The following is a 17,496-nucleotide window of genomic DNA, read 5'->3' on the forward strand; positions in this document are numbered from 1 at the left end:
GGAAGTGGATGCCGTATTCGGGACCGGCATAGGGTTTGGCCAGTCGGACGGGACGGCTTTCCCCACCCGGACTCCATTCGTCTAAATCAAACGGTAATTTGACGCGGTAGCGGCCCATGTCGTCGATGTAGGCATAGGTGCAGTTCTCCGCCGCAGTTACCCGTGCCGGCAAGGTGCCGTCGATATGCGGACGCGGGGTGGTGCGTTCGGGACGGTAGGCGAGTTGGGCGGGGATGGCGGTAAAGGTATGGGTGTAGGCGGTATCGCGGCTGCCGCTGTGTTCCATGGAAAGTACCAGCCAGCCGTCGGGTGCTTCTGGGAAGGAGACATCGGTTTGGAACACTTTCATCGGTGTCATGGAGACGACGTTACCGCTGCCGTTGGCGACGGTTTGACGGCAGAGGTTGGCTTCGTTCAACAGGGTCGTCTGAACTTGGGCTTCGTCGGTTGTTTTGGGATGAAGGCCCCAATGCTGCTGTTTGCCCAATAAGATGGTATTGTCGGCTGACTCTTCTGATTGTTTGTTGTCGGTTTCGGCAAAGAGGTCGGTATCGGCGCTGCGGTAGTTGTAGTCGGCCGTGCGTATGCCTTCAACAATGGGGTTGTGGCGGATGCTTAAGTTAAAGAGTGCTTCGGTACCGACACTCTCCAATCCGGCATGGGGGCGGTAGGAAATGGGTAGGCCTTGGCTGCGCAAATAGTGTTCGGGACTGTCGCCGAAGACGACTACGTCGCCATGTTGTTCATGTTGTTCGAAGGCATACCAAATGCCCTCTTCTTCACACAGACGGTTGATAAAGGTAAAGTCGCTTTCGAGATACTGGGTTACATACTCGCGGACGGTGTAGCTGCGGCTCTTTTGGAAACGGTAGTCGACACCGGAGAAGCCGTGATGTTTGAAGACGGCGGCAACGATGTCGGGGACGGTTTGGTGTTGAAACAGTCGGGAGGTTTGGAAATGTTTCATTGCCGCGAAGCGCGGCTCTAAAACAAAGCGGTAAACGGTTTCATCCTTGGATACGGACAACTTCTCGCATGAGGTGATGATGCCCTGCCATTGCTTCGCCGGGGATCGTCTGAAGCAGAACCGAATGCACTGACCACTTCCGACAGTAAGCCTTCTTGCGGACGAATCTCAAATGCTGCGCGCTGGTTAAGGTAAGAAGACAGAGGCAGGGAGGAATCGGTAGAAGTGGCGGTGATTTCGACACGGTAGGCGGTATTGACCGCTTCGGATGCGCTGAAGGAGCGGACTGAAAGTGAAGGTGAAAAACGGGCAAAGGTAAGGTGGTAGGATTGGCGGGCGGTCATAAGGGTAATATCCGACTGACGATGAACACTGTATGATAACGGGGATAATACCGATGGTAAAGCGAATGGGATGAATGGGGAAAAGGCCGTCTGAGCGGTTGAAATAAGGGATAAAGAGACATTTATCCCTGCCCTATTCCACCATACAGGGGGAAAGTGGTAAATTAAGCAGCTTAAAACCTATTGATTTTATACTAAAAATTGGAGTACTATGAACACACTCTCTTGAGTATCATTAATTCTCATTTGACATATAGGAACAAAACAGCGGAATTTGTAGAAGAATAGGGAAAAGGAAATTAATTTATATTATGTTAAATTCATGACGCTAGTATTTTAGTCTGCTAACTCCTGTTTCTTTCAGTAGTACAATCACTTACAGAATCTAAAAACAAAAAGGCCGCCTGAAGATTTTCAGACGGCATGAGACCTTTGCAAAATCCCCCAAAAATCCCCTAAATTCTCACCAAGACATTTAGGGGATTTCTCATGAGCACCTTCTTCCGGAAAACCGCCCAAGCCATGATCGCCAAACACACCGGCCGCTTCCCACTATTGAAGTTGGATCAGGTGATTGATTGGCAACCGATCGAACAATACCTGAACCGTCAAAGAACCCGTTACCTTAGAGACCACCGCGGCCGTCCCGCCTATCCCCTGCTGTCCATGTTCAAAGCCGTCCTGCCCGGACAATGGCACAGCCTCTCCGATCCCGAACTCGAACACAGCCTCATTACCCGCATCGATTTCAACCTGTTTTGCCGTTTTGACGAACTGAGCATCCCCGATTACAGCACCTTGTGCCGCTACCGCAACCGGCTGGCGCAAGACGACACCCTGTCCGAATTGCTGGAACTGATTAACCGACAATTGACCGAAAAAGGCTTAAAAATAGAGAAAGCATCCGCCGCCGTCATTGACGCCACCATTATTCAGACCGCCGGCAGCAAACAGCGTCAGGCTATAGAAGTCGATGAAGAAGGACAAGTCAGCGGCCAAACCACACCGGGTAAGGACAAAGATGCCCGTTGGACAAAGAAAAACGGCCTCTACAAACTCGGTTACAAACAACATACCCGTACCGATGGGGAAGGCTATATCGAGAAACTGCACATCACCCCCGCCAATACCCATGAGTGCAACCACCTGTCTCCTTTGTTGGAAGGGATAGCCGAAGGTAAGACCGTCTATGCCAACAAAGGCTATGACAGTGAGGAAAACCAGAAACATCTGAAAGAGCATCAGTTACTGGACGGCATTATGCGCAAAGCCCACCGCAACCGTCCGCTGACGGAAGCGCAAACGAAGCGCAATCGACATCATGCCGCCGCCCGACTGGCCGGTGGTGTAGAGCCGTTTGCCGTCGATGGGTAACTTGGTTTTCAAGTGTTTGATTAGGTTGATAGTGGCATCGAGATAGTTGGACGCGGTGCTGGTATCGTCCACAATAATTTCGTCAAACTCGGGCGCAATCACAAAGCAGGGATGCTGCGCCTGAAATTCGGGTGACGCCCACGCAATCGCGCCGTTGCCCTGATACAGCGGTACTTTGCGCCACATAAACGCGCTCCACCGTGCGCCCCGCCACGCCGTATTGCGACGGCTCAAGCACGGCGGCAGACACATCGGCGCGGTACTTCACCGCCACCGCCACCAGCCGCATCCCGTCGCCAAACACGCAGGTTACGGCGGCGGCCGATTCGACGGCATTATCCAACGCGCCGCCCAACGCAGCGCAGCCGCCCACGGTAAGCAACACGGTCGCGCTGGCGGTAGACAATAAAAATTCACGGCGGGTAGGCATGGGAACTCCAATCGGTTCAAACGGGAAAGGCCGCCTTTTAGCACGCTTTGCGGCGTGTCTCAACCGCAGGCCGTCCGCTGGAGCACAAACGGAAAAGGCCGTCTGTCTGAACAGCCGTTTCAGACGGCCTCTGCGTGCTTCTGTAAAACAAATTCAAACAAAACTTATAAAAACAATGCGGAAAAAGTATAATCGCTATCGTTCTCAACTTTAACCACCACCAAGGACATCCTTATGAAATACCCGAAAAGCCGTCCCACTCTGCTCGCGCTGGCGCTGATGCCGCTGTTTGCCTTTGCCGAAGACGAAGCCACCTTGGATACGGTCACCGTTACCGGCACAAAACCCGCCACGCTCAACCAAGGCTATTCCACCGGCGGCACCTACGCCCCGCTGGGCATCGCCATAACCCTGCGCGAAACGCCGCAGAGCGTGAGCGTAACCACCTCTAAACAGATGGAAGACTGGAAACTCGACAGCCTGCGCAAAGTGATGGAGCAGGCCAACGGCGTAACCGTCAAAAGCGGCAGCGGCGGCAGCGACCGCTATGCCGGCCTGCACTCGCGCGGCATGGAAGTGAAAAACTTCCAGATGGACGGCGTACCCTACCGCAGCTCCGGTTTCAGCAAAGACTCGTGGACAGGTTGGGGCGGCGTGGATACCCGTGCGCTCGACCGCGTGGAAGTGCTGCGCGGCGCGTCTGCCCTCTTGGGCGGCACGGGCGACCCCTCCGCGCAGGTGAGCCTAGTGCGCAAACGTCCGACCAAAGACTTCAAAGCCGAAATCGGCACCGAAGCCGGCAACCACAGCCGCCGGGGCGTGAGCGGCGATGTTTCAGGCAGCCTGAACGCCAGCAGCAGCCTGCGCGCTCGCATCGTGGCGGGGCATGACCGCAGCGGCTATCAAATTGAAGACGCGAAAATGCGCAACAGCAGCCTCTATGCCGTGGCCGAATGGGATGCCGCCCCCGCCACCACCTTCTCCGTCGGCACCCAGCTGCAAAACCGCCGCGAAACCGACACCCCCATCTTCCTGCCCACCGCCTACGACAGCGAAGGCTACCCGCTGAAAAACGAAATCAGCCGCCGCGCCAACAATTCGCCTAAAGGCACATCCTACAAATACAGCAGCCGCAACGTGTTCACCGAAGTACGCCACCGCTTCTCACCCGATTGGAAAACCAAGCTCGAATACAACTGGACGCGCAACACCATACACGACCGGCAGGGCTACGCGGCGATGAAAACCGACCACGACACCCGCCAAATCGACCTGCTCGAAACCGATTCCGGCGAAAAAAGCACCACCCATAGCTTCGTCGCCTCGGTGGACGGCAAATACAACCTTCTCGGTCGCAAACACGACATCCTGTTCGGCATCAGCGGCTTCAACACCAAAAACCGCGCCCCCAGCCGCTTTGCCCGTTACGACAACGCCTTCGGCCTGCATGACTTCCTGAACGACCACAGCCTGCGCCCCGCCAACCCCGCCGACTACGAATACACCGCCGACGACGACATCCAAGCCCGCCAGTTCGGCGGCTACTTCGCCACCCGCTTCCGCCCCACCGAGCGCCTCGCCCTGATCGGCGGCGCACGGTACAGCCGCATCACCATGCAGAAAGCCGAACACGTTGAAGGCACAAACGAAAAAGTAAACCGCAGCAAAGCCACCCCCTACATCGGCGCCGTGTATGACCTCACCGACCAACTCTCCGCCTACACCAGCTACGGCACCTCCTTCGAGCCCGTGTTCGACAAAGGCCAAGACGGACGATTCCTCAAGCCCACCACCGGCCGCAACATCGAAGTTGGCCTCAAAGGCGAATTTTTCGACCAACGCCTCAACGTCTCCGCCGCCCTCTTTGACACCCGTAAAAATGGCATGCCCAAATACGTGGAAAGCGGCGACTACTACGTCTCCGAAGACAACATCCGCACACGCGGCTTTGAAACCGAAGCTGCCGGCCGCATTAACGACAACTGGTTCGTCAGCGCAGGCTACACCGTGCAAAACCGCAAAGGCGGCGAAGACTCCTACGAAGCCGACCTGCCGCGCCACCAAATCAAACTCGCCACCACCTATGATTTGAACGAGCGTCTCACCCTCGGCGGCAGCCTGCGCTGGCAGAGTAAAACCAGCAACATCAACAAAAGCGCGCTGGCCGACGAAAACGACGCTCCCTCGCTCGAACGCGCCCGCAAGTCTGCCACCCAGAAAGCTTACACCCTGGTTGACCTGATGGCCGCCTACCACATCGGCAAAAACTCCGAAGCCACCTTAAACGTCAACAATGTCTTCAACACCCGCTACCGTACGCTTTCCACCTTCCTCGCCTACGGCGAAGCGCGCAGCGCAGTGTTGGGCTTCAAATACCGCTTTTAAATGGGCACAGCCAACCAACCTGGCTTACGGCTGGAAAGAGTCGAATTTAGGCAACAGCTATGAGATGGTTCTAACTGACGAATCACTGAATCGCCCGACATTGGATTGGGCAGACGTACCGAACAACGAGAACCTGCTCGGACAACGACATTACCGCCGCTGCCGCACCACTGTCTACAACATTGAGGTCGAGGATTACCACACCTATTGCGTCGATTATCAATGTATCCTGGCGCATAACCAGAATTTATGTCGCCCTGCGATGCACGCAGTTTCCGAACTCATTGCAGATGATGGCGTAGCGGGTAACGCGTCCAACCAAGGTCAATAATGCACTTTTCTGTCCTTTGCCGACGATGGTGTCGGCTTCCCAATCGCCGATGCGGGCTTTTTGGTCGACGACGGCGGGTCGGTTTTCTATACCGACGCGGTTGGGCACTTTGCCTCTGGTCTATGTGCTGCCGTAGCGTTTGCGGTAGGTTTTGCTGCATATTCTGAAGTGTTGCCACAAGGTGCCGCCGTTGCTTTTGTCTTGGCCGAAGGTAGCGGTAAACGGTGCTGTGATGGAGTGTGATCCGGTGGTGTTTATGCAGGTAGGCGCATACTTGTTCGGGACTGAGTTTGCGGCGGATAAGGGTGTCGATGTACTGAATCAGCTGCGAATCGAGCTTGTAAGGTTTTCGCCGGCGCTGTTTGGTCAGCCGGCTTTGCCGTTGTGATTTTTCGGCGCTGTATTGCTGCCCTTGGGTACGGTGCCGTTTGATTTCGCGGCTGATGGTGCTTTTGTGGCGATTAAGCTGTTTGGCGATTTCGGCGATGGTGCAGTGGCGGGACAGGTATTGGAACACCTCCTCAAACGCCGGTTCAAAGCCCAAAAGCCCAATGAAAAATGGTTGACCGACGTGACCGAACTCAAAGGGAGCGACGGCAAACTGTACCTCTCGCCAATCTTGGACTTGTTCAACCGCGAGATCGTCGCCTACGCCATGAGACGCAATGCTAACAGCGAAATGGTGAAGGAAATGCTCGAAAAAGCCGCACCCCGTCTGACTGATAAGGGAACGATGCTGCATTCCGACCAAGGTGTGCTGTACCGTACGGCGGGGTATAGGGAATTGCTTGCGGAGCATTCCATGGTTCAAAGCATGTCGCGTAAGGCGAACTGCTGGGACGATGCGCCGATGGAAAGCTTCTTTGCGGTGTTGAAGACGGAGTGTTTCTATAACGCAGGAGAATTGACGGTGGACGAATTGATGAAACAGATAGATGATTATATGGATTACTACAACCGGGAGCGTTGCAGTTTGAAATTGAAAAAGCTGAGTCCTGTCGCATACAGAACCCAGCTTACACAGAGCGCCTGAAAAGGCTTTTATGAGCGTCCAAGATTTGGGGGCCAGTTCACCTTTTTCTGTTATGGAAAGTTACACTTCAAATGCGAATCCGCCAGCATCAAAGCAGCCCCGCCCGAAAGAAAACCCCATGCGACCCCTAATCACAGCCCTTATCCTGCTCGCCGCCTGCACCGATTCCAATCCAAACATCCACGAGCCGCCCGCCATGACCGCCAGCCCCAGCCAAGCCCCCGACCAAACCGAACAGCCCAACGGCAAAACCCTGCTGCGACAAGCTCAACAGCAATACGACGGTTACTACAAATACCAAGCCGCTTATCTTGCCTACCAAGCCGCGCAGGCGGGCGAAACCCTGTCGCCGCATCTGGCCGAGCTGGCAAAAAACTACTAACCCGACGCCTCCCGCCACGCCGCAGTATTTTGACATTTTGCCGCAAGACCTTGCCGCCGTAACCACACAAGCCGAACAAGGCAGCCGCAAAGCCGCCGCGCGCCTTGCCGAATATTACCAATTTACCGCCTACGGCTTACCCTGTCCCAACCCAAAAGGCAATCCCATGAAAAAAAACCTCATCCTCCCTCTCCTACTCGCCCTATCCCTCCCCGCCCTCGCCGACCCCATCGACGACTTCGCCCAAGCCGAGCTTGAGCGGCAAAAAATCCCCGGCCTTGCCGTCGGCATCTACCGCAACGGTAACATCGTCAAACAACAAGGCTACGGGCTGGCAAACGTAGAACACCAAATCCCCGTCTCTGCCGACACCGTGTTTCAGACGGCCTCCATCGGCAAAATGTTCGCCGCTGCCGTCGTGATGCTGTTGGTGGAAGACGGTAAAATCCACCTCGACCAATCCGTGCGTGCCTACCTGCCCGAAGCGCCCAAAAGCTGGCAGCCCATCACCATCCGCCACCTGCTCAACCACACTGGCGGCATCGGCAACACTGAAACCGACTGGCAGCAAAACAGCAGCGAAAAACAAATGCTGCGCCGCATCTACACCGCCCCGCTGCAATTCAAACTAGGCAGCCGCTGGGCATACAGCAACAACGGCTACGCCGTCCTCGGCGCCGTCATCACCCGCGTCTCCGGCAAACACTACGGCGAAATCCTGCAAGAGCGCGTGTTCGCCCCGCTGGGCATGACTTCCGCCCGCGTGATCAGCGAGCGCGACATCGTCCCACACCGCGCCGCAGGTTATGAGCTTGACGACGCTGACGGCAGCCTGAAAAACCAAGAATGGGTCGCCCCCTACCACAACCAAACCGCCGACGGCTCGCTCTATCTCACGCTACACGACTACCGCCGCTGGCTCGCCGCCGTAGAAGCACGCCAAATCCTCAAGCCCGAATCCTGGCGCGAAATCTTCACCCCCGCCCGCCTCAACAACGGCGACAGCTACCCCTACGGCTTCGGCTGGTCGCTCGTCCCCGCTCCCGACGGCAGCCCCATGAGCGGCCACCCCGGCGCATGGCAGGGCTTCAGCACCGAGCTGCGCCGCTACGAAGGCGACGGCACCGATATTGTCGTGTTAACCAATTTGGCAGGCGTAGATACTGAAGCCATCATTGAAGGCATCGCCGCGCGTATCAACCCGCGCTACCAAAAAACCCACGTCCCCATCCCCGACCAACACCCCGCCCTCACCCGCAACTTCGAGCGCGTCCTGCTGCTCATCAAACAAAACAAACCGCATCCCGCCGTACCCAAAGGCCGTCTGAAAGACCTGCACGCCAAATTTGCCGACGCAGGCAAGTGCCAAGCTCTGCCCACCCGCCACCAAAACAACGGCGATATCCAAGAGCGAGACTACCGCGTAGTCTGCGAAAAACGCATATTTGAAGGCAACGCCGATTTTGTCAAAGGCAAAACCGTGCGGCTGTGGCTGGAAGAAACGGTGGATGATGCGGGGACGAAACCGTAGGTCGGGCATAAATGCACGACCTACCAACTCATACGTTATTTTGATTGGGAATTTGAAGATTACACAGCCTGAAAAGAACACCCCAAGTCCGCCATCCATCTCTACCACCCGCTGAACACCCTCAAACCCTTCGATCAAAACATCTGGATTACCGACGGCGGCGAAATCTGCATGGCGTTTCCGCTCGGCGTCAAAATCCCGTTCAGCACCCGCATGGCCGTGGTGCGGCTCGCGGATGGCGGTTTGTGGTGCCACTCGCCCATCGACCCCGCGCCCGAGTTGTTCGCGCAAATCGACGCGCTGGGCGAAGTAAGGCATTTGGTCTCGCCCAACAAAATCCATTACGCTCACATTAGCGCATGGCAGGCGCGCTATCCGCAGGCACTGGTGTGGGCAAGTGCTGGCGTGCGCGAACGGGCGGCGGCGTAGGGCATCGCCATCGCGTTTGACGACGATATAAATAGCCCGATTTCGTCCAATATTGCAGGCATGTGCTTGCAGATGTTCCGCTGACAAATTCACTAAATCCGTTCCCTGTCTGATCTGCTTACATCGGGGTAAACCCATGCAGTTCCCCACCCAATCCACTTGCTGCCATTCCAAATCCCAAGTAACCGACAAAGAATCGTGTGGCATTTAGTGCCAATCTAGTGCCACCTAATTAAAACATCGTCTGAAAATCGACAATTCGTTTTCAGACGACGTTTTATGAGAAATTCAGCAAATCCCTTTCATCTTCCCCAAAAAATCAATCTCCTCACCCGTTCCTTCCTCTCCCGCCAAACCGTGCAGCAGCAATCCTAATACGTCTTGCGGCAGCTTTTGCGGCGCAGCGGCATAAAGCGCGGCCAGTTGCGGATGGCGCATCAATATATCCGCCTGACGGATGAACAGGTCGATGAGTTCCACCGGCAAATCGGGCTGAATCAGGCGGCGTTGTTGCAGTGTGTGGAAGAAGCCGCGCATAAAGGCGTATTTTTCTTCGTTCAACTCATGGAAAAACCGCTCCAGCTCCAAATCGGTGTTTTCTTCGATGTCGCGCAGGAAGGCGACGGAATAGAGCTCTTCAAACGATTGTTTTTGTAGGGCGAACACGGCTTCGGCGGCTTCGCGCAGGCTGCATTGCCGTGCGAGCAGGTTTTCGAATTCTGCGCGGACGCGGTTTTTCTGTTCGGTAACGATTTCCTGCAAGAGCGCGTTTTTGCCGCTGTAATATTTGTAAAAGGTAACGCGGCTGACGGCAGCCTCGGCGCAGATTCCGCCTACGGATACGGCGGAAAAGCCGTGTTCGCGGAACAGGCGGCGGGCGGTATCAGCGATGGTTTGTTGTTTGCTGGCGGTCATGACGATAGGAAGCTTTTGATTTTGTTCATAAAGGGTTTTCATTAAAGTTATCCGCAAGTCGGATACTCATCATATTTCCCCATGGCGGCAATGGCAATACGGCGGCGTTTCAGACGGCATCTCTACCGCAACGCCGTACTCGGCCGCGACAGCACGGCGGAAGAGTTGGAATTTCTGCAACAGGAAGGGTCTTCGTTTTAAAACCGGATTTTCAGGTAGCCTTTGCTGATTTAAGGCAGCCTGAAAACGCAAAAGCAGCTGGAAATAGATGTAAAAAATAAAAAAGTGAGCCAAAATGCTCACCTTCTAAACGAATATTTTGCAATTAACCGAATACTTTTTCTAAATGTGCTTGGTAGTCAGCTAAGTATTTTTCTACTTGTGGATTTCTAATCACATCGTTACATAAGAATGTCGGCAGATGGTAGAAAACCTGCTCAACAGCCAAGTGGCGGACGACTACCAAATCCCCGCTGGTAACGCCTTTTACACGATTGACGATTTTCACCGCTTCGCCGAAAACCTGCGCCTGTACAAAATCGGACAAGGCGTACGCATCCTTTCTCCTGCCATGGCAAACTATGCCGCGCAAAATCACTGCTGCGATATGGACAACCTGATTTTTAAAGGTGAATGCGACAAATTGCACCTACCCCACTCAAAGCCCATTATGGACTGCACGGCGGTTTTGTGCCCGGTACAGGGCACATGCCGAACGTATGTGGTTATTTGGCCAATCCGAACGCCTTCGCCGGCTTGGGCGGCGGTTCGACGTTCTATATGGTCGATCCCGAACGCGAACTGACCGTCGTGTTTTTAAGTGCGGGCTTTATCGAAGGCCTGCCGTGCCTGATACGCGCAAGCGAAGTTAAACGATTTGGTGCTGGCAGCGTGCGAATAATTGGGTCGTCTGAAATTTGGAAAAAGCAGTTTGGACTTTGGAAATTGGATTTCAAGCTGCTTTTCTCAGGCATATTATGACAATGCAAGTAACACCCTCGATTATAATATGTGCTGAAAGTCTATTGCCGTATGGGATAAAAAATTGGCAAGAACCTAACCCCCAAACTGGGTGGAATAAGTTTAGACAATCGCTATTATCTTAACCTAATCTGTACCCTACTTTTTAACTTTTTCAAAAGATGAAGGTACTCTGTCTTAGCTTGATAACTTCTATCCTATTCCACTACTCCATAATTAAGTGGTTGAGATACAGTAAAACTAAGTATCCAAATTTCTCTTAAAACCTATTGATTTGATACTAAAAATTGGAGTACTATGAGCACACTCTCTAGAGTATCATTAATTCTCATTTGACATATAGGAACAATAAGCGGAATTTGTAGAAGAATAGGAAAAAGGAAATTAATTTATATTATGTTAAATTCATGACGCTAGTATTTTAGCCTGCTAAGTCCTGTTTCTTCTAGTTGTACAATCACTTACAGAATTCAAATATAAAAGGCCATCTGAAGAATTTCAGACGGCCTTCTCTTTATCAATATCTATAAACTAATTCAGATCACAGTTTTATTCCAAAGCATGATTAAATTTCTTTGATAGAATTTTAGATAGCCCTATTCATTGACTACCACCACTTTTCCGAATCCGTCCGCGCTTTGCAAAAAACGGTGGGCTTCGGAAACTTGTTCCAATGTAAACACGCGTTCAATTAAGATTTTCACATTAAACTGCCGGATATAGTCAAACATCTCATCCAGCTTGGCTTGCGACACATTGCCCGAATAAAAGGCGGTGAGATAGCTGTTGTTTTTGAGTTCGACAATCGGATCAAAATCGTTCACGCCCCACACGTTACCAAGCTGCCCTGTATTGCAGACGATACCGTGTTCGTTGATGTGGGAGAAAGAATCACGCAAAGTTGCCGGCCCGACCAATTCCAGAATTTTGTCATAGTTTTGGTCGGTTTGTAGTTTGCCATCGACTTCAGTAATTACTCCGTCAAATCCGACCGCTTGCAAACGGGCAGCTTTAGCAGGATTACGCGTTGAGCCGTGCAGTTCGATATGCGGAAACTGCGCTTTAAGCAGCTGTGCAAAGGCTATGCCCACGCCGCTGCCTGCACCACGCACCAACACACGATCTTGCGGCTCGATACGAAGCTGTTGTAATGAGCCGAACGCGGTGTAGTAGGTTTCGGGAATTGCGGCAAGGGTCGTCCAATCCAAATCGGTATGAACGGGGTAAATTTGCTCGTTGGGCAGCAACACATATTCGGCGTAGCTGCCGTCAAAGGCGCGCCCCATTTCGCCCATAATAGAGACGACCTTTTGTCCAACCGCCAGCGCGGGTGTGGAACTTTGCACCACTTCGCCTACACATTCAATGCCCAAGATGCGCGGAAATTGGACAGACGGCGATTTGCCTTCACGCGTGAAAATCTCGGAATGGTTGATGCCGAAGCCTTTGATTTTTACCAGTGACCACCCCTCTTTGATATCAGGTGTTGGCACGTCTTGATAAATCAGTTGTTCCGGACCGCCGGCTTGGTAGATTTTTACGGCTTTCATAATACCTCCCTAAGAATCTGATGCTTTCAGGTAGCCTACTGCCAATTTTACTTTCCTAACAACCCATTTTTCTCCAAATAATCCCGCGCTACATTTTCCGCGCTTTCGCCTTGCACTTTCACGCGGTAGTTCATCTCGCTCATTTCCTCTTCGCTAATTTTTCCCGCCAGTCGATTAAGTGCGGTCACAATTTGAGGATTTTTCTCGGCAAATTCTGCTTTCATCAGCGGTGCGCCCTGATAGGCTGGAAACAGGGAAATATCATCTTTCAGTAGGCGCAATTGATATTGTTTCAATTCTGCATCGGTGGAAAAGGCTTCCACTAGGTCGATTTTGTCATTCAACAATGCCGTATAGCGTAAGGCTGGTTCCAAGCTAACAATATGTTTTAGCGTGATACCGGCAGCCTGCATGCCTTTATAGCCATCTGCTCGGTCGATAAATTCCAGTGAGAAACCTGCTCGGATATCGGGCGCTACCTGCTTCAAGTCGCTGATTGTTTTCAGTTGGTGCGATGCACCGTAGCTTTCTTTGACTGCCAACGCATAAGTGTTCTGATAAGACATCGGTGGTAGAAACTCTAACTGATATTGTTCCGCCAATAATTGTTTGCCCTGTTGATAGATTTCATCTGGCGACAGATGGCGGTTCTTCTGTTCAGGTGGTACTTGTACTAAGGCTTCCAGCACTGTGCCGGTGAATTCAGGATAAATGTCGATTTCACCGCTTTTCAGTGCGTTAAACAGGAAAGTGGTTTTGCCAAAATTAGGTTTAACTGTGACTTTCATGTTCGGATTTTCACGTTCAATCAAGAATTTATACATGTTAATCAGAATATCCGGCTCACTCCCCATTTTGCCGGCAATCACCACGTTTTTTGTGGCAGGCCTAAATGAAATCTGCGACAGACCGAGTGCGCCTAAGCCCACCGCCAATGCAAGAACAATCGGCAACTTGCGTCGCGATTTTTGCAATAGTCCGATAATGCCGCTTACGCCGACAGCCAGTAACGCGGAGAGCAATGCGCCGGTAAACGTCATCGTCATGTTGTTGCGGTCGATACCGAGCAGAATCAGGTTACCCAAGCCGCCTGCGCCGATTAACGCCGCCAGTGTTGCCGTGCCAACAATCAGCACTGCCGCTGTGCGGATGCCCGAAATCATGGCAGGCAACGCCATCGGTAGCTCAATCCGCCACAATGATTGCCAGCGCGATAGCCCGAATGCGGTGTACGCATCTTGAATCGATTGGTCAATTTGAGTCAGCCCCAAATAGGTATTTTGAAAAATTGGCAACAGTGCGTATAGCGTGAGCGCAATCAAGACGGGTGGCGAACCGATGCCGACAAACGGAATCAGCAAGCCCAGCAGCGCCAAAGACGGGATGGTTTGCAATATATTGGTGAACTGCAATACCGCTTCCGCTACCCGCTGTCTGCGCGCAAACAACACGGCGGCAGGCACCGCAATCGCCACTGCCGCGAGCAAAGCCAGTCCGGAAAGCCATAAATGCGTAAGCAGCATTTGCCAGAGTTCTGCCGGAGTAACGTTTAGGGATGAGAACATAGTTTTAAATTTTATAGTTAGTATGTTGAATAATAGATGTTTATGTTTGCTTTACAGCAAGGTGTTAGCACCTTGAAAGAGGTTTCAGACGGCCTTCACCATCATAACACCGCCCTTCTCACAGCTTCCTGTCCCTGTTTATCCAACCGCAAGAATTGGTGGATGATGCGTTCGGCATCGGGGGCGTCGGCGCTGGAAAACAGAGATTGCACATAATCGTTTGCCGGCTGCTTTTTGATTTCTTCAGGTGTGCCGATTTGTACCAGTTTGCCGTTATGCATTACACCGATACGGCAAGCGAGTTTGGCGGCTTCCTGCATATCGTGGGTAACGAAAACGATAGTGGTGCCGAATTTCTGGTGAATCATAGCAATTTGGTCTTGCAGCACGGTGCGCACCAGCGGGTCGAGTGCGGAAAACGGTTCGTCCATCAGCAGCACTTGGGGCTTGGCGGCAATGGCGCGCAAAATGCCGATGCGCTGCTGTTCACCACCGGAAAGTTCGTGCGGATAGCGGTCGCGGTAGTGCGCGGGGTCAAGTTCCACCAGCTCCAATAATTCATTCACACGCATTTTGCGTTCTGCTTTCGGCCAGCCAAGTACGTCTGGCATGAGTTCGATGTTTTCCGCTACAGTCATCGTGGGGAACAGGGCGATTTGCTGCAATACGTAACCAATTTGGTGGCGGAGCTGGCGGATGTCGTAGTCTTTAATCCGTTTGCCGTGCAGATAAACGTTGCCATCGGTCGGTTCAATTAGCGCGTTAATCATGCGCAACGTGGTGGATTTGCCGCTGCCCGAACCGCCCACCAACACGAAAAATTCCCCCTGATAAATGGTTAAATCCAAATCGCGCACAGCATATTTGCCATCATACTGCTTGCCTGCGCCGTGAAATTCGATAAACGGGACAAGATTATTTTGCATATTGTGCCCTTACTACGTCTTCAAAATTAAGTGGTGCACGTCCCAACAACTGTGGCAGGTCGTCTGAAACTGCGGCAAGTTCACCTTTAGCAATGGCGGTGTAGGTGGAAACCCATGCCTCAATCTGCCAATCGGGCGTGTCAGGATACTCAGCTTTGCGGCTGGCGAAGGCTTCTTCCACAGTTTCATTGTGGTAGCAGTGCGGTTTGCCGGTAATTTCGGTTAAGACGGCGGCTATTTCAGCGAAGTTTAATGATTGGGAACCGGTCAGCGTGTAGGTTTGATTGTCGTGGCGGTGGTTGCCGTATGCGATGTCGGCGATAATGTTTGCCGCTGCTTGGGCGACATCGCGCTGTGAAACGCAGGCAATGCACCCATCATCAGCAGGGCCTGCGATGATGCCGTCTGCGTTGGCAATCGTTGCCATCATCTCACTGTAAAAATTGTCGCGCAGAAAGGTGTAGCGCATATTCGTTTGCCGGATTGCATTTTCGGTAACCGCATGGGTACGCGCCAGCGTGAAGGTGCTGTCCAACGCTGCTTGAGCAAAAGAGAGATAGACAATGTGTTGCACGCCCTCTTCCGAAGCAGCCTGCACCAGAGTCAAATGCTCCTGTTCACGCATCGGACTTTCGGCGGCGGACACCATAAACAGCACGTCCACCCCATTTAAAGCCTGCTTAGCAAGCTCCAAATCGCCATAGGCAAACCGTCGCGCCTCGCAGTTCATGAGATTGGGCGCTTTGGCGGGGTTGCGCAGCGGCAGGATAAGCGGCAGGCCGCGTGTGCTCAGATGACGGGCAACCATACCGCCGATGTTGCCGCTGGAGCCAGTGATGGCTAGATTCATGTTGTTTTCCTTATGCGTTTTCTAAAGAGATAGCTTTGCCGTTTACAGGGTTTCTGTAAAACCATGTGCATGCTGCTTTTTGGGTTTCAGGTAGACTGAATAGATTCAAGGGATGGTTTATTAATGGTTATTTTATTGTAGCAGTTTTCCTGCATACGATAAGCCGCGAAAGACTTACCTGATTATTAAGCTGATATTAATAATTAGGTTAGGATATGTGGTCTTTCCGTTTTCAGGTCCCTTATGGCTTAAAACGGACCTCTTTTACTAGTTTTTAGAATTTAGGTGGCATTTACATTACCAAGTATTTGTACTGCATTTCTCTATTCGCAAAGAATTTAAAGAGCTTGGGGTATGTCCCCACGGCCCTACTCCACTACTAAATAATTAAGTGATAGAGTTATAGCATAATTAAACTGATAAATTTCTTAAAACCTATTGATTTGATACTAAAAATTGGAGTACTATGAGCACACTCTCTTGAGTATCATTAATTCTCATTTGACATATAGGAACAAAACAGCGGAATTTGTAGAAGAATAGGGAAAAGGAAATTAATTTATATTATGTTAAATTCATAACGCTAGTATTTTAGCCTGCTAACTCCTGTTTTGCTCAGTAGTACAATCACTTACAAAATTTAAAAGTAAAAGGCTGTCTGAAAGGTTTTTCAGACGGCCTTTATTAAAGTTGGGTTTTTCAACTTGACTTACGTTTGATACCTAAATAATCAAAACTCTGAAGCCACCAGCACACTGCCTCCGTCGTCCCGCTTAACCAAACGCCAAACACAATAGCCTTTCCCAATTTCCGTTGTGCCGTTTAGAAGGTGCTTGTAATACTCTCCCCTATCAGGAAAAACTTCTCCTTCTTCAAAATGTCGTTCTATCGCATTCTCAAGATCGTCCGGTATCCACATCCCGGCATAAGGTGCTTCCAAAGGACGTTCTCGGTAAACAGGCATCAGTTCCTGCTTCGTCCCTTTAGGATCAAAAATCCCGTTTTCAAAATTGGCATTATCCCAACGATGCAGCCAGTAATAGCCTTGGGAAGCTGAGTAGCGGTTTTTTCCGTTGCCGAAAGCAGTATGTAGTGAGTCGTTCAGCTTTTGTGTCAGTATCGGCCGCATCAGGTTGTTCACTACCAGGTAATTAATGGGCAACGGTTTGGTTTTATCTCCCAAGTCGGGGAATTTTCCTGCTTTGAATACCATGATGCCGTTATAGGTCTTCAGCGTAATGTCCGGATAATGGTTTAAAACGTTTTGGATTTCCATGCTGTTCAGTTTATCTTGGAACGCTTTGCCGACAAGGGTATACCAACTGACGGACTTAATGCCCTCGTACCAGAGAGAGTCGTGATGTCCTCCTGAATCAGGTGTTACCCCCCAATAGCGTTTGGTCACGGAATATTCGTAAAACTGATATTTATGGTAGGCGTAGGGCAGGACGATGCTCAGTCCGGCATAACCGTGAAAAATATCAAAGTTCTTGCACAGATATT

The 17,496-nt window shown here is 51.8% G+C and carries 18 protein-coding genes and 2 pseudogenes; 9 read left to right on the forward strand and 11 right to left on the reverse strand.

Features of this window, described 5'->3' with window-relative positions:
* Both ACTHUG_RS10830 and ACTHUG_RS10835 read right to left on the reverse strand, forming a co-directional pair.
* Positions 1-1,027: type VI secretion system Vgr family protein (locus ACTHUG_RS10830; RefSeq protein WP_440386755.1), on the reverse strand; the 1,027-nt coding region annotated here is incomplete at its 3' end.
* A complete protein-coding gene (locus ACTHUG_RS10835; RefSeq protein ID WP_440386756.1) occupies positions 985-1,311 on the reverse strand; it encodes a hypothetical protein in 327 nt (108 codons plus the stop codon). The genes ACTHUG_RS10830 and ACTHUG_RS10835, both read right to left, overlap by 43 nt.
* A 489-nt stretch (positions 1,312-1,800) precedes the next feature.
* Here ACTHUG_RS10835 and ACTHUG_RS10840 point away from each other — a divergent pair.
* Positions 1,801-2,646: pseudogene (locus tag ACTHUG_RS10840) on the forward strand (IS5 family transposase); the annotation flags it as partial.
* Between the two features lie 121 nt (positions 2,647-2,767).
* Here the strand turns inward: ACTHUG_RS10840 and ACTHUG_RS10845 are convergent.
* Positions 2,768-3,115 carry a hypothetical protein gene (locus ACTHUG_RS10845; protein ID WP_440386757.1) on the reverse strand — a complete coding sequence of 116 codons (348 nt, stop codon included), beginning with the start codon at positions 3,113-3,115 and terminating at the stop codon, positions 2,768-2,770.
* Positions 3,116-3,349: 234 nt separating this feature from the next.
* Between ACTHUG_RS10845 and ACTHUG_RS10850 the strand changes: the two genes are divergently transcribed.
* Together ACTHUG_RS10850 and ACTHUG_RS10855 are read left to right on the forward strand one after the other, a co-directional pair.
* The gene (locus tag ACTHUG_RS10850; protein ID WP_440386758.1) at positions 3,350-5,500 is read left to right on the forward strand and encodes a TonB-dependent siderophore receptor; all 2,151 of its coding nucleotides are present in this window, start codon (positions 3,350-3,352) and stop codon (positions 5,498-5,500) included.
* 64 nt (positions 5,501-5,564) lie between these two features.
* Positions 5,565-5,831, forward strand: a complete 267-nt coding sequence (locus ACTHUG_RS10855) for a hypothetical protein (protein ID WP_224783336.1) — start codon at positions 5,565-5,567, stop codon at positions 5,829-5,831.
* On the opposite strand, the pseudogene ACTHUG_RS10860 reads toward ACTHUG_RS10855, so the two are convergent.
* Positions 5,787-6,384 (reverse strand): annotated as a pseudogene (locus ACTHUG_RS10860) (IS30 family transposase); the annotation flags it as partial. The gene ACTHUG_RS10855 and the pseudogene ACTHUG_RS10860 overlap by 45 nt on opposite strands.
* On the opposite strand from ACTHUG_RS10860, the gene ACTHUG_RS10865 reads away from it, so the two are divergent.
* The 4 genes from ACTHUG_RS10865 (at position 6,286) to ACTHUG_RS10880 (ending at position 9,206) form a co-directional block, all read left to right on the forward strand.
* Positions 6,286-6,864, forward strand: coding sequence for an IS3 family transposase (locus ACTHUG_RS10865; protein WP_440422244.1), 579 nt, complete (start codon positions 6,286-6,288; stop codon positions 6,862-6,864). The pseudogene ACTHUG_RS10860 and the gene ACTHUG_RS10865 overlap by 99 nt on opposite strands.
* A gap of 118 nt (positions 6,865-6,982) precedes the next feature.
* Positions 6,983-7,246: a hypothetical protein gene (locus ACTHUG_RS10870; protein WP_003778226.1), complete on the forward strand. Its 264-nt coding sequence runs from the start codon at positions 6,983-6,985 to the stop codon at positions 7,244-7,246.
* A complete protein-coding gene (locus ACTHUG_RS10875; RefSeq protein WP_440386760.1) occupies positions 7,176-8,777 on the forward strand; it encodes a serine hydrolase domain-containing protein in 1,602 nt (533 codons plus the stop codon). Before ACTHUG_RS10870 ends, ACTHUG_RS10875 begins: the two co-directional genes overlap by 71 nt.
* A 213-nt stretch (positions 8,778-8,990) precedes the next feature.
* The gene (locus ACTHUG_RS10880; RefSeq protein ID WP_440386768.1) at positions 8,991-9,206 is read left to right on the forward strand and encodes a DUF4336 domain-containing protein; all 216 of its coding nucleotides are present in this window, start codon (positions 8,991-8,993) and stop codon (positions 9,204-9,206) included.
* Positions 9,207-9,494: 288 nt separating this feature from the next.
* On the opposite strand, the gene ACTHUG_RS10885 is transcribed toward ACTHUG_RS10880, so the two are convergent.
* Positions 9,495-10,163, reverse strand: coding sequence for a TetR/AcrR family transcriptional regulator (locus tag ACTHUG_RS10885; protein WP_440386761.1), 669 nt, complete (start codon positions 10,161-10,163; stop codon positions 9,495-9,497).
* Positions 10,164-10,202: 39 nt separating this feature from the next.
* Here ACTHUG_RS10885 and ACTHUG_RS10890 point away from each other — a divergent pair, with 39 nt between their 5' ends.
* Positions 10,203-10,322, forward strand: coding sequence for a DUF924 family protein (locus ACTHUG_RS10890; RefSeq protein WP_440386762.1), 120 nt, complete (start codon positions 10,203-10,205; stop codon positions 10,320-10,322).
* Positions 10,323-10,446: 124 nt separating this feature from the next.
* Here ACTHUG_RS10890 and ACTHUG_RS10895 read toward each other — a convergent pair whose 3' ends face one another.
* Positions 10,447-10,668, reverse strand: coding sequence for a hypothetical protein (locus ACTHUG_RS10895; protein WP_440386769.1), 222 nt, complete (start codon positions 10,666-10,668; stop codon positions 10,447-10,449).
* 86 nt (positions 10,669-10,754) lie between these two features.
* Between ACTHUG_RS10895 and ACTHUG_RS10900 the strand changes: the two genes are divergently transcribed.
* On the forward strand, positions 10,755-11,102 hold the full coding sequence (locus ACTHUG_RS10900; protein WP_440386763.1) for a hypothetical protein: 348 nt from the start codon (positions 10,755-10,757) through the stop codon (positions 11,100-11,102).
* Between the two features lie 596 nt (positions 11,103-11,698).
* Here ACTHUG_RS10900 and ACTHUG_RS10905 read toward each other — a convergent pair.
* The 5 genes from ACTHUG_RS10905 to ACTHUG_RS10925 form a co-directional block, all read right to left on the reverse strand.
* The gene (locus ACTHUG_RS10905; protein WP_315611971.1) at positions 11,699-12,652 is read right to left on the reverse strand and encodes a zinc-binding alcohol dehydrogenase family protein; all 954 of its coding nucleotides are present in this window, start codon (positions 12,650-12,652) and stop codon (positions 11,699-11,701) included.
* A 47-nt stretch (positions 12,653-12,699) separates the two neighbouring features.
* Entirely contained in the window at positions 12,700-14,217 is a 1,518-nt protein-coding gene (locus ACTHUG_RS10910) for an ABC transporter permease/substrate-binding protein (protein WP_440386764.1), read from the reverse strand.
* Between the two features lie 101 nt (positions 14,218-14,318).
* Positions 14,319-15,143, reverse strand: coding sequence for an ABC transporter ATP-binding protein (locus tag ACTHUG_RS10915; protein WP_440386765.1), 825 nt, complete (start codon positions 15,141-15,143; stop codon positions 14,319-14,321).
* Positions 15,133-15,993, reverse strand: coding sequence for an SDR family oxidoreductase (locus tag ACTHUG_RS10920; protein ID WP_440386766.1), 861 nt, complete (start codon positions 15,991-15,993; stop codon positions 15,133-15,135). Before ACTHUG_RS10920 ends, ACTHUG_RS10915 begins: the two co-directional genes overlap by 11 nt.
* Before the next feature lie 730 nt (positions 15,994-16,723).
* A partial coding sequence (locus tag ACTHUG_RS10925) for a type VI immunity family protein (protein ID WP_440386767.1) occupies positions 16,724-17,496 on the reverse strand: 773 nt, incomplete at its 5' end.

This window comes from Neisseria sp. P0022.S009 (genome assembly GCF_051956675.1).
GTDB lineage: Bacteria > Pseudomonadota > Gammaproteobacteria > Burkholderiales > Neisseriaceae > Neisseria.

Bases quoted from the DNA above. Each gene is read 5' to 3' on its own strand.
- ACTHUG_RS10855 (WP_224783336.1), top strand. From the start codon at position 5,565: ATGGTTCTAACTGACGAATCACTGAATCGCCCGACATTGGATTGGGCA.
- ACTHUG_RS10880 (WP_440386768.1), top strand. From the start codon at position 8,991: ATGGCCGTGGTGCGGCTCGCGGATGGCGGTTTGTGGTGCCACTCGCCC.
- ACTHUG_RS10870 (WP_003778226.1), top strand. From the start codon at position 6,983: ATGCGACCCCTAATCACAGCCCTTATCCTGCTCGCCGCCTGCACCGAT.
- ACTHUG_RS10900 (WP_440386763.1), top strand. From the start codon at position 10,755: ATGCGACAAATTGCACCTACCCCACTCAAAGCCCATTATGGACTGCAC.
- ACTHUG_RS10845 (WP_440386757.1), bottom strand. From the start codon at position 3,115: ATGCCTACCCGCCGTGAATTTTTATTGTCTACCGCCAGCGCGACCGTG.
- ACTHUG_RS10910 (WP_440386764.1), bottom strand. From the start codon at position 14,217: ATGTTCTCATCCCTAAACGTTACTCCGGCAGAACTCTGGCAAATGCTG.
- ACTHUG_RS10885 (WP_440386761.1), bottom strand. From the start codon at position 10,163: ATGAAAACCCTTTATGAACAAAATCAAAAGCTTCCTATCGTCATGACC.
- ACTHUG_RS10920 (WP_440386766.1), bottom strand. From the start codon at position 15,993: ATGAATCTAGCCATCACTGGCTCCAGCGGCAACATCGGCGGTATGGTT.
- ACTHUG_RS10890 (WP_440386762.1), top strand. From the start codon at position 10,203: ATGGCGGCAATGGCAATACGGCGGCGTTTCAGACGGCATCTCTACCGC.
- ACTHUG_RS10835 (WP_440386756.1), bottom strand. From the start codon at position 1,311: ATGACCGCCCGCCAATCCTACCACCTTACCTTTGCCCGTTTTTCACCT.
- ACTHUG_RS10905 (WP_315611971.1), bottom strand. From the start codon at position 12,652: ATGAAAGCCGTAAAAATCTACCAAGCCGGCGGTCCGGAACAACTGATT.
- ACTHUG_RS10915 (WP_440386765.1), bottom strand. From the start codon at position 15,143: ATGCAAAATAATCTTGTCCCGTTTATCGAATTTCACGGCGCAGGCAAG.
- ACTHUG_RS10850 (WP_440386758.1), top strand. From the start codon at position 3,350: ATGAAATACCCGAAAAGCCGTCCCACTCTGCTCGCGCTGGCGCTGATG.